The organism is Bosea beijingensis (assembly GCF_030758975.1).
GTDB classification, from domain to species: Bacteria; Pseudomonadota; Alphaproteobacteria; order Rhizobiales; family Beijerinckiaceae; genus Allobosea; species Allobosea beijingensis.
In genome coordinates, this window is record NZ_CP132359.1 from 2,775,854 (window position 1) to 2,786,210 (window position 10,357).

At 66.7% G+C, this 10,357-nt stretch carries 9 protein-coding genes; all 9 read left to right on the top strand.

The window, feature by feature from the left end; genetic code table 11:
• Nucleotides 1-135: 135 nt before the first annotated feature.
• The 9 genes from Q9235_RS13365 (at nucleotide 136) to tsaE (ending at nucleotide 10,341) form a co-directional block, all read left to right on the top strand.
• Nucleotides 136-837, top strand: coding sequence for a response regulator transcription factor (locus tag Q9235_RS13365; protein ID WP_306228047.1), 702 nt, complete (start codon nucleotides 136-138; stop codon nucleotides 835-837).
• 67 nt (nucleotides 838-904) lie between these two features.
• Nucleotides 905-2,704 (top strand): stimulus-sensing domain-containing protein, encoded by a 1,800-nt coding sequence (locus Q9235_RS13370; RefSeq protein WP_422678335.1) that lies wholly within the window; start codon nucleotides 905-907, stop codon nucleotides 2,702-2,704.
• Nucleotides 2,694-3,179 carry an HPr kinase/phosphorylase gene (locus Q9235_RS13375; RefSeq protein WP_306228049.1) on the top strand — a complete coding sequence of 162 codons (486 nt, stop codon included), beginning with the start codon at nucleotides 2,694-2,696 and terminating at the stop codon, nucleotides 3,177-3,179. The genes Q9235_RS13370 and Q9235_RS13375 overlap by 11 nt, the downstream gene beginning before the upstream one ends.
• Nucleotides 3,180-3,287: 108 nt before the next feature.
• Nucleotides 3,288-3,689 (top strand): PTS sugar transporter subunit IIA, encoded by a 402-nt coding sequence (locus tag Q9235_RS13380; RefSeq protein WP_306228050.1) that lies wholly within the window; start codon nucleotides 3,288-3,290, stop codon nucleotides 3,687-3,689.
• 21 nt (nucleotides 3,690-3,710) lie between these two features.
• Complete coding sequence (locus Q9235_RS13385; RefSeq protein WP_306228052.1) at nucleotides 3,711-4,025, top strand: HPr family phosphocarrier protein; 315 nt, start codon at nucleotides 3,711-3,713, stop codon at nucleotides 4,023-4,025.
• A 177-nt stretch (nucleotides 4,026-4,202) separates the two neighbouring features.
• Nucleotides 4,203-4,400 carry a DUF2283 domain-containing protein gene (locus tag Q9235_RS13390; protein WP_306228053.1) on the top strand — a complete coding sequence of 66 codons (198 nt, stop codon included), beginning with the start codon at nucleotides 4,203-4,205 and terminating at the stop codon, nucleotides 4,398-4,400.
• A 106-nt stretch (nucleotides 4,401-4,506) separates the two neighbouring features.
• Complete coding sequence (gene ahcY / locus Q9235_RS13395; protein ID WP_422678185.1) at nucleotides 4,507-5,913, top strand: adenosylhomocysteinase; 1,407 nt, start codon at nucleotides 4,507-4,509, stop codon at nucleotides 5,911-5,913.
• 400 nt (nucleotides 5,914-6,313) lie between these two features.
• Nucleotides 6,314-8,788 carry a sensor histidine kinase gene (locus Q9235_RS13400; protein ID WP_306222282.1) on the top strand — a complete coding sequence of 825 codons (2,475 nt, stop codon included), beginning with the start codon at nucleotides 6,314-6,316 and terminating at the stop codon, nucleotides 8,786-8,788.
• On the top strand, nucleotides 8,785-10,341 hold the full coding sequence (gene tsaE, locus Q9235_RS13405) for a tRNA (adenosine(37)-N6)-threonylcarbamoyltransferase complex ATPase subunit type 1 TsaE (protein WP_306222283.1): 1,557 nt from the start codon (nucleotides 8,785-8,787) through the stop codon (nucleotides 10,339-10,341). Before Q9235_RS13400 ends, tsaE begins: the two co-directional genes overlap by 4 nt.
• Nucleotides 10,342-10,357 lie beyond the last annotated feature (16 nt).

Consider the following 10,357-nt stretch of genomic DNA (forward strand, 5'->3'; position numbering starts at 1 on the left):
CCACTCCGATTTCCGGCTTGTGATACGGGGTCATAGGCAAATCGCCACGCCCCGGCTAGATTGCCGCCATGCTTTGGCCCCTCTCGCGCGGGAGGGGAACCCCGTATTGCAACGAGAACAAGAGACGAAAGCCTTATGCCAACGATTGCGCTGGTCGACGACGACCGCAACATCCTGACATCGGTTTCGATCGCCCTCGAGGCCGAGGGCTATCGCATCATGACCTATACGGACGGTGCCTCGGCCCTCGATGGGCTGAAGCAGAACCCGCCGGATCTGGCGATCTTCGACATCAAGATGCCGCGCATGGACGGCATGGAGCTGCTGCGGCGGCTGCGTCAGAAATCCGATCTTCCGGTGATCTTCCTGACCTCGAAGGACGAGGAGATCGACGAGCTCTTCGGCCTGAAGATGGGCGCCGACGATTTCATCCGGAAGCCGTTCTCGCAGCGCCTGCTGGTCGAGCGCGTCAAGGCGATCCTGCGCCGGGCCGGCGCCAAGGACGCTACCGCCGCCCCCCGTGCCGAGGATGCCAAGGCGCTTGAGCGCGGCCTGCTGCGCATGGACCCGGAGCGCCATACCTGCACCTGGAAGGGCGAGCCGGTGACGCTCACCGTCACCGAGTTCCTGATCCTGCAGTCGCTGGCGCAGCGTCCCGGCGTGGTGAAGAGCCGCAACGCCCTGATGGACGCAGCCTATGATGACGAGGTCTATGTCGACGATCGCACCATCGACAGCCACATCAAGCGTCTGCGCAAGAAGTTCAATCAGGTCGATGCCGATTTCGACATGATCGAGACGCTTTACGGCGTGGGCTATCGCTTCAAGGAAACCTGAGGCAAGGAGGGCGGAGGCGCGCCGGATTCGCCGCCACCACCCTCCCGAGCGGAAGTAAGCCGCAGCCATGGCAACCATCGACAACGAGGCCAGAACGCCCGCGCCGCCCGCCGGCTGGCGCGCCGTGCTGCGTCGCCGTATCGGCATTGGCTGGAAGCGCATGGCGCGCGCGATCTCGCTGCGCGCCGCCTCCAGCCTGACGCGCCGCATCCTGGTTCTCAATCTCGGTGGCCTCGTCGCGCTGCTGATAGGCTTTCTCTATCTCAACCAGTTCCGCGAGGGGCTGATCGAGGCGCGTGTCCAGAGTCTCCTGACCCAGGGCGAGATCATCGCCGGCGCGATCGCCTCCTCGGCCACGGTCGAGATCGACACGATCACCATCGATCCCGACAAGCTGCTCCAGCTCCAGGCGGGCGAGAGCGCCGGCATTGCCGAGGACCCGCTCGATTTCTCGATCAATCCCGAGAAGGTGGCGCCGCTGCTGCGCCGGCTGGTGACGCCGACCAAGACCCGCGCGCGGGTCTACGACAAGGACGGCATGCTCACCATCGACTCGCGCAGCCTCTATTCGCGCGGCGACGTGCTGCGTCTCGACCTGCCGCGCGTCGGCGAGCCTGACGAGCCGCCGCTGCTGGAGCGCACCTGGAACATGCTGCGCAACCGGCTCGGCAAGGCCGATGTCCCGACCTATGACGATTTCGAGAATGCCAACGGCAAGTCCTATCCGGAGGTCGCGCGCGCCCTGAATGGCGCGCCGGCGAGCGTCGTGCGCGTCAACACCCGCGGCCAGACGATCGTCTCCGTCGCGGTGCCCGTGCAGCGCTTCCGCGCGGTGAAGGGCGCGCTGCTGCTCTCGACGCAAGGTGGTGACATCGACGCGGTGATCGCGGCCGAGCGCTTCGCGATCTTCCAGGTCTTCGCGGTTGCCGCCGGCGTGATGATCGTGCTCTCGATCCTGCTCGCCGGCACCATCGCCGAGCCGATCCGCAAGCTGGCGGATGCCGCCCAGCGTGTGCGGCGCGGCGTCAAGTCGCGCGAGCAGATCCCGGATTTCAGCAGCCGCCATGACGAGATCGGCCATTTGTCGGGCACGCTGCGCGACATGACCAAGGCCCTTTACAGCCGCATCGAGGCGATCGAGAGCTTCGCCGCCGATGTCGCGCATGAGCTGAAGAATCCGCTGACCTCGCTGCGCAGCGCCGTCGAGACCCTGCCGCGCGCCAGAACCGACGATGCCCGCGGCCGGTTGATGGCGGTGATCCAGCACGATGTCCGCCGGCTCGACCGCCTGATCTCGGATATTTCCGACGCCTCGCGGCTCGATGCCGAGTTGGCCCGCAACGATTCCGCGCCGGTCGATGTCGGCCAGGTCCTCGGCGCCGTGGTGACGATCCAGAACGAGACGCAGCGCGAGGGGCAGGCTCCGATCGAGTTGAGCAGCGATCGCCGCAACCAGCGGCTCGGCGACGATGCCTTCCTCGTGCTCGGCCACGATTCGCGCATCGGCCAGGTGCTGGTCAACCTGATCGACAACGCCCGCTCCTTCTCGCCGGCCGACAAGCCGGTGAAGGTCATGCTCTCGCGCGTCGCCAACGACGTGCTCGTCACCGTCGAGGACGAAGGTCCGGGCATCGAGCCGCACGCGCTGGAGCGCATCTTCGAGCGCTTCTACACCGACCGCCCGAATGAGGGCTTCGGCCAGAATTCCGGCCTCGGCCTCTCGATCTCGCGCCAGATCGTCGAGGCGCATCGCGGCTCGATCCGCGCCGAGAACAGGCTCGGCCCGGCCGGTCCGGATGGCGAGGCGCCGCGTCTCGGCGCCCGCTTCATCGTCTGCCTGCCGGCGGCCTATACCCATGCGACCTGACGCCGGGGCGGGCATGATGCCTGCGCGGGAACGAACCCGTATCCACGCGACCGTCATCGCCGTCGGCGAGGCGGGAATTCTGATCCGCGGTGCCTCCGGCAGCGGCAAGTCGACGCTTGCGCTCGCGCTGATCGCGCTGGCCTCGCAGACGGGCCGCTTCGCCCGGCTCGTCGCCGACGACCGGGTAGAGCTTGTGGCGGCCGGCGGGCGGCTGGTGGCACGCCCCGTCGCGCCTTTGGAGGGGATCGTCGAGCGGCGGGGTCTGGGGCTCACGCCGGAGCCTCATACCGGCGCGGCCGTGATCCGGCTCATCGTCGATCTGGCAGTCGAGGAGCCGGCGCGGATGCCCGAGCCCGAGGATCTCGTCGACAGTCTCGCCGGCATCGACCTCCCGCGCCTGCGCATGACGGGACGCGCCGGCGACGAGAGGCTTGCGTTGAACGCCTTGGATTTATTCACAGAGGCCGAGCGCTAACCACGAATTCGACAAGTTTGACGGCTGACGGCTTGCGCAGGCCGCGCTCCTGCCGCATAAACCGCGACCTTGTCCGGGCGCTTGTGGCGCTCTCCGGTGCTGGATTGAATGATCGGACTGGTCCTCGTGACGCATGGGCATTTGGCGACGGAGTTCCGCGCTGCGCTCGAACACGTCGTCGGCCCCCAAAAGAACCTCGCCACCATCGCCATCGCTCCCGATGACGACATGGAGAGCCGTCGCCGCGACATCATCGCGGCCGTCGAGCAGGTCCAGGCGGACGGCGGCGTCATCATCCTCACCGACATGTTCGGCGGCACGCCATCGAACCTGGCGATCTCGGTGATGGAGCCCGGCCGCATCGACGTCGTCGCCGGCGTGAACCTGCCGATGCTGATCAAGCTAGCCAGCGTGCGCGAGGAAAAGACCCTCGACGAAGCCGTCACCAGCGCGCAGGATGCGGGGCGAAAGTACATCACGGTCGCCAGCCGCGTGCTGGCCGGCAAGTAACCGCGCCGCGAGAGGGGCAGGATGGACGAAGACTGCGACTGCCCCGAAATCGAAATTCCCAACGGGGCCCTCTACGGCGAGTTCGAGATCGTCAACAAGAAGGGCTTGCACGCCCGCGCCACCGCGAAATTCGTGCAATGCGCCGCCCGCTACGAGGCCGACATCACGGTCAGCCGCTGCGGCGAGACGGTGGGCGCGACCTCGATCATGGGCGTCCTGACGCTCGGCGCCGGCATCGGCTCGACCATCACCATCGTCGCCAAGGGCGCGGAAGCGAAACCCGCGCTCGACGCCCTCGCGGCGCTGATCGCCGACAAGTTCGGCGAGGGAGAGTAAACCTGATACGGTTTACCGGTCGGCTCTGACCTTGAAATTCGATACCTCAACCTTTGCTGTGCAGGGTGCGAGCTAAGGCGGTTCGAGTGAAGGGGTGTCGATGGCCGAGCGGGTGGAGCAATTTGTTTATTCCGAGCACGCCAAAGAGATGCTGCGCGAACGCAGCATCGAGAGACGATGAAGACCCACTACGATACCGAGATTGACGCCCTCTACCTCCGGTTCGCCGATGGACCGGTGAGCGACAGCGAGGAAGTGCGTCCCGGCATCATCTTCGACTATGACGCAGATGGCAGGATCATTGCGGTCGAGATTCTGGATGCGACCGAGCACCTCGCGAGCGGGGCCGATTTGTCGAAGCTGGTTGCCGCTTGACCGCGTTTCGCGTCGGCTCAACTCGCATATAAAGACATCTTTATATCTTTGATTGCCTTTCGTTCCGGGCGCTGGTAGAGAGCGCGCCATCATTCAGGTTGAGCGATTGGAGCCCCCCGTGTCGGATTACATCGTCAAGGATATCTCGCTTGCGGATTACGGCCGCAAGGAAATCAACATGGCGCAGGACGAGATGCCGGGCCTGATGGCTGTCCGCGCCGAGCACAAGGGCAAGAACCCGCTCAAGGGCGCCCGCATCGCCGGCTGCCTGCACATGACCATCCAGACCGCGGTGCTGATCGAGACGCTCAAGGATCTCGGCGCCGACGTGCGCTGGTCGTCCTGCAACATCTTCTCGACCCAGGACCACGCTGCCGCCGCGATCGCCGCGTCCGGCACTCCCGTCTTTGCCATCAAGGGCGAGACACTGGAGGAGTACTGGGAGTACGTGCTGAAGACCGCGACCTGGGGCGACGGCGGCACGCCGAACATGATCCTCGACGATGGCGGCGACCTGACCATGCTGATCATCCTCGGCGCCGAGGCTGAAGCCGGCAAGGCCGAGTTCCTCGACAAGCCGGGCAACGAGGAAGAGACGATCTTCTTCGCGCTGATCAAGCGCCAGCTCAAGGCCAATCCGGGCTGGTTCACCAAGACCCGCGCCGCGATCAAGGGCGTCTCCGAGGAGACCACCACCGGCGTTCACCGCCTTTACGAACTGGCCAAGGCCAGCCGCCTGCCGTTCCCGGCGATCAACGTCAACGACTCGGTCACCAAGTCGAAATTCGACAACCTCTATGGCTGCCGCGAGTCGCTGGTCGACGCCATCCGCCGCGGTACCGATGTCATGATGTCGGGCAAGGTCGCGGTCGTCGCCGGCTATGGCGACGTCGGCAAGGGCTCGGCCGCCTCGCTGCGCCAGGCCGGCTGCCGCGTGCTCGTCACCGAGATCGACCCGATCTGCGCCCTGCAGGCGGCGATGGAAGGCTACGAGGTCGTGACCATGGAAGACGCTGCCCCGCGCGGCGACATCTTCTGCACGGCGACGGGCAATCTCGACGTCATCACCGTCGACCACATGCGCGCGATGAAGCACCGCGCCATCGTCTGCAATATCGGCCATTTCGACTCGGAAATTCAGGTCGCCGGCCTGAAGAACTTCAAGTGGGACAACGTCAAGCCGCAGGTCGACGAGATCGAGTTCCCCGATGGCAAGCGCATCATCCTGCTCTCGGAAGGCCGCCTCGTGAACCTCGGCAACGCCACGGGCCACCCGTCCTTCGTGATGTCCTGCTCGTTCTCGAACCAGACGCTCGCCCAGATCGAGCTCTGGAACCACCACGCGAACTACCAGAACAACGTCTACACCCTGCCGAAGCATCTCGACGAGAAGGTCGCCGCGCTCCACCTCGCCAAGGTAGGCGCCAAGCTCACCAAGCTCAACGACGCTCAGGCGAAATATATCGGCGTGCCGCAGGCCGGCCCGTTCAAGCCCGAGCACTACCGCTACTGACATCGCCCTCAGGCGCTGACGATCACAGGGCCCGGCATCCGCCGGGCCTTTTTTTATGGCTGTGCCTTCCGGGAATCACTGCTGACGACACTACAATTTGTGTCGACAAGGTGTGGGGCGTCTACTGATTGATATTCTCTGGCTTTAGGCCGGATTGTCCGGAAAATCGAACGATTTACCGGTCATTAAGCACTTCCTGACGGACTCCACCGATGATTAGAGTGGGACTGATTCGGCTGCCGCGATGCGCGGGCCGGGTCGAAAGCTCTGATGTGATTGGCGTGGTGGCGAGCGTGGATCGGCCCCTCCGGAGATGGCAGCCCTGCCAGCTCCCCCGGCTGATTCCGACGGGCCCGATGAACGAGGCGGCTCCTGCCGCCGGAGAGACGACGGAAGCGGAATGGCACGGGCGAGGCGACAGGGGCGAGATGGCGGCTGGCGTCCGCGCGCGATGTTGCCGGGGCTGGCGGCAGCCTCGGCTGCCGTCCCGACCATGGCCCGCAGCGAATGGCCCGTCCCCTTCGACACCATGAGTTCCGGCGGCTTGTCGCTGATCCTGGCGGGCCTGACCGTCTTCGCCACGACGACTTCGTTGATCTATGTGCGCGAGCGGACGCGCTGGCAGAAGCGCGAGGCCAAGCTTGCAGCCGACCTCGAGGCGGCACGCAGCCACCAGGAGCGGCTATCGATCCTGCTCGCGGCCGATCCGCAGGTGGTGGTGAGCTGGAAGGGCCGTGATGCCGAGCCCGTCTTCGAGGGCGACAGCGGCTTCCTCGGCGCGCCCGGTGCGGCGCTTGCGCTGGCCTATGGAAGCTGGGCGCCGCCGGCCGATGCCAAGCGCCTGGAGCTGGCGACCGATGCGCTGAAGCAGCGCGGCGAGGCATTCAACCTGACGCTGCGCAGCAAGGCAGGCCCCTTCATCGATATCGAGGGGCGCCCCGTCGCCGGGCGAGCGGTGATCCGCTTTCGCGAGGTGACGGGCGAGCGGGCCGAGGTCATGACCTTGCGCGGGGAGCTCGAGCGGGTGACGGCGGGCCATGCGGCCCTGTCCAGCCTGCTTGCCGGGCTGCCGCATCCGGCCTGGATGCGCAATGCCGATGGCCGCCTGACCTGGGTCAACGCCGCCTATGCCCGCGCCGTCGAGGCGGCCGACATGGCTGTCGTTACGAAGGGCGGGCTCGAACTGCTGGATCGCACCGAGCGCGATGCCGCCGCGCGGGCACGGCGCGAAGGCGCGACCTTCGCCCTGCGGGCGCCAGCCGTGGTCTCGGGCCAGCGGCGCACGCTCGACATCATGGAATTGCCGACCGCGACCGGCTATGCCGGCTTCGCCATCGACATGAGCGAGCTGGAGGCGATCCGCGCCGATCTCCAGCGCCAGATGGACGCCCATGTCCGCACGCTCGAACGCCTCAAAACCGCGGTCGCGGTCTTCGACGGTGCCCAGCGCCTCGTCTATCGCAATTCCGGCTTCGATGCGCTCTGGTCGCTGGAGGCGGGCTTCCTCGACGGCCAGCCGACCGATGGCGAGATCCTCGACAAGCTGCGCGCCGAGCGGCGCCTGCCCGAGCTCGGCGACTACCGGAGCTGGAAGGCGGCGGCGCAGGCGGCCTATACCGCGACGCGGGCCAGCGAGGACTGGTGGTACCTGCCGGACGGCCGCACGATCCATGTCGTCGCCAGCCCCAATCCGCAGGGCGGCGTCACCTATCTCTATGACGACGTCACCGAGCGCTTCACGCTGGAATCGCGCTTCAATGCCCTCTCCCGCACCCAGCGCGAGACGCTGGATTCATTGCGCGAAGGCGTCGCCGTGTTCGGCTCGGACGGGCGGCTGAAGCTCTCCAACCCGGCCTTCGCCCAGTCATGGCGCATCCAGGGCGGCGATCTCGCGGCGAGCGCGCCGCATATCGACGAGGTCATCAGGCTCTGCAAGCCGCTCTTCCCGCAGGACGAGGTGTGGAGCGAGTTGCACAGCGTCGTCACCGGCGTGCGCGATGCCCGCGAGGATTACAGCAGCCGCATCGAGCGGCGCGACGGCACGGTGCTCGACATGGCTGCCGCGCCTTTGCCGGACGGCGCGACGCTGATCTCCTTCGCCGATGTCACGGCAAGCGTGAATGTCGAGCGGGCGCTGACCGAGAAGAACGAGGCGCTGGAGACGATCTCGCGTTTGCGCGAGGATTTCGTCCACCACGTCTCCTACGAATTGCGTTCGCCGCTGACCAACATCATCGGTTTCGCGCAACTGCTCGGCACCGAGACGGTCGGCGCGCTCAATGAGAAGCAGCGCGACTACACCTCCCATATCGTGCGCTCGTCGGGCGCGCTGCTCGCCATCATCAACGACATCCTCGACCTCGCCACGATCGATAACGGCGCGCTGACGCTGGAGATTCAGGATGTCGATGTCGCCGATGCCATCGCGCAGGCGGCTTCAGGGCTGCAGGACCGGCTGACCGACAGCAAGCTCGAGCTCAAGGTCGAGATCGACGCCCGCACCGGCCCGCTGCGTGCCGACGGCAAGCGCCTGCGCCAGGTGCTCTTCAACCTCCTCTCCAACGCCATCGGCTTCTCCTCTCCCGGCCAGACCGTCACGGTGAATGCGACGCGCACCGGCGGCGACATCCGCATCACTGTCGCCGACCAGGGCCGCGGCATCCCGGCCGAGGTCGTGGAGAAGGTATTCGAGCGCTTCGAGAGCCATTCGCTCGGCTCCAGCCACCGCGGCGTGGGCCTCGGCCTCTCCATCGTCCGCTCGATCGTCGAGCTCCATGGCGGCCATGTCGAACTCGATTCCGCGCCCGGCCGCGGCACGCGGGTGACGGCCGTCTTCCCGGCACAGGGCGTGCCGCTCTCGGATGCCGCCGAATGACGGAAGAAGCCCGCAAGGCCGGCACGCACCGGCTTCTGCTGGCGGACGAGGCGGCGACGCTGCGCCTCGCCGCCGATATCGCTGCCATCCTGAAGCCCGGCGACATCGTCGCGCTCTCCGGCCATCTCGGCTCCGGCAAGTCGTTGCTGGCCCGCGCCATCTTGCGCGAGCTCGCTGATGATCCGGCCCTGGAAGCGCCGAGCCCGACCTTCACGCTGGTCCAGAGTTACGAGACCGGGCATGGCACGGTGCTGCATGCCGATCTCTATCGCGTACGCTCCCCCGACGAGCTCGACGATATCGGGTTGGTCGAGGATATCGATCGCCTGATCCTCCTGGTCGAATGGCCGGACCGTGCGGGCTCGCGCCTGCCCGCCGGGCGCCGCCTCGACATCGTGCTCGACGTCGACCCCGACAATCCCGAGACCGGCCGCATCGCCGACCTCTCGGGCGGCGTGCTCTGGAAGCAGCGTGTGGCCATCGCGGTCGCGTCGCGCCGGCTCGTCGATGCCGCCGGATGGGGCGAGGCCCGCCGCGACTTCATGCTCGGCGACGCCTCGACGCGCGCCTATGAGCGCCTGACCCGGCCGAACGGCGAGACGGCGGTGCTGATGATCTCGCCGCCGCGCCCGGACGGCCCGCCGATCCGTCTCGGCAAGCCCTATAGCGCGCTCGCCCATCTCGCCGAGAATGTCGAGGCCTTCGTCGCGATGGATCGCGGCCTGCGCTCGCTCGGCTACTCGGCGCCGGAGATCCTCGCCGAGGACCTCAACACCGGCCTGTTGGTGATCGAGAATCTCGGCAACGAGGGCGTGATCGACGCCGAGCGCCGGCCGGTCGCCGAGCGCTACGAGGCTGCGGCACGGCTGCTCGCCGACCTCCACCGCCACACCTTGCCCGCGATCCTGCCGGTGGCAGAGGGGCGCGACCACGCGATCCCCGAATATGACCGCCAGGCCATGGCGATCGAGACCGAATTGATCCTGGAATGGTATGCGCCGCATATCGCCGGTGTGACGTTGCCGGCCGTGACGCAGGCTGAGTTCGCCCGGATCTGGAGCAAGCTTTTCGACGAGATCCTGGCCCAGCCGGTGACCTGGACACTACGCGACTACCACTCGCCGAACCTGATCTGGCTCGAAGGACGCGAAGGCCATGCCAAGCTCGGCCTGATCGATTTCCAGGACGCGGTGCTCGGCCACCCTGCCTACGACCTCGCCTCGCTCGGCCAGGATGCGCGCGTCGACGTGCCGGCTTCGCTGGAACTCAGGCTGCTTGCGGCCTACGGCGCGGCGCGCCGGGCCGGCACGCCGGATTTCGATCTGGCCGATTTCGCCCGTGCCTATGCGATCCTCGGCGCGCAGCGCAACACCAAGATCGCCGGCATCTTCGCCCGCCTCGACAAGCGCGACGGCAAGCCGGACTACCTGAAGCACCTGCCGCGGATCGAGGGCTATCTGCGCCGCAATCTCGACCACCCCGCCCTCGAAGAGCTGAAGGCCTGGTATCAGGCGCATATGCCGAAGCTGTTCGAGACCGAAGCGGCAGATTAAGCTCAGACAGATCGAC

Excerpts from the sequence above, each read along its gene's own strand:
- Q9235_RS13380 (WP_306228050.1), top strand. The coding sequence starts at position 3,288 with ATGATCGGACTGGTCCTCGTGACGCATGGGCATTTGGCGACGGAGTTC.
- Q9235_RS13400 (WP_306222282.1), top strand. The coding sequence starts at position 6,314 with ATGGCACGGGCGAGGCGACAGGGGCGAGATGGCGGCTGGCGTCCGCGC.
- Q9235_RS13370 (WP_422678335.1), top strand. The coding sequence starts at position 905 with ATGGCAACCATCGACAACGAGGCCAGAACGCCCGCGCCGCCCGCCGGC.
- Q9235_RS13375 (WP_306228049.1), top strand. The coding sequence starts at position 2,694 with ATGCGACCTGACGCCGGGGCGGGCATGATGCCTGCGCGGGAACGAACC.
- Q9235_RS13385 (WP_306228052.1), top strand. The coding sequence starts at position 3,711 with ATGGACGAAGACTGCGACTGCCCCGAAATCGAAATTCCCAACGGGGCC.
- tsaE (WP_306222283.1), top strand. The coding sequence starts at position 8,785 with ATGACGGAAGAAGCCCGCAAGGCCGGCACGCACCGGCTTCTGCTGGCG.
- Q9235_RS13365 (WP_306228047.1), top strand. The coding sequence starts at position 136 with ATGCCAACGATTGCGCTGGTCGACGACGACCGCAACATCCTGACATCG.
- Q9235_RS13390 (WP_306228053.1), top strand. The coding sequence starts at position 4,203 with ATGAAGACCCACTACGATACCGAGATTGACGCCCTCTACCTCCGGTTC.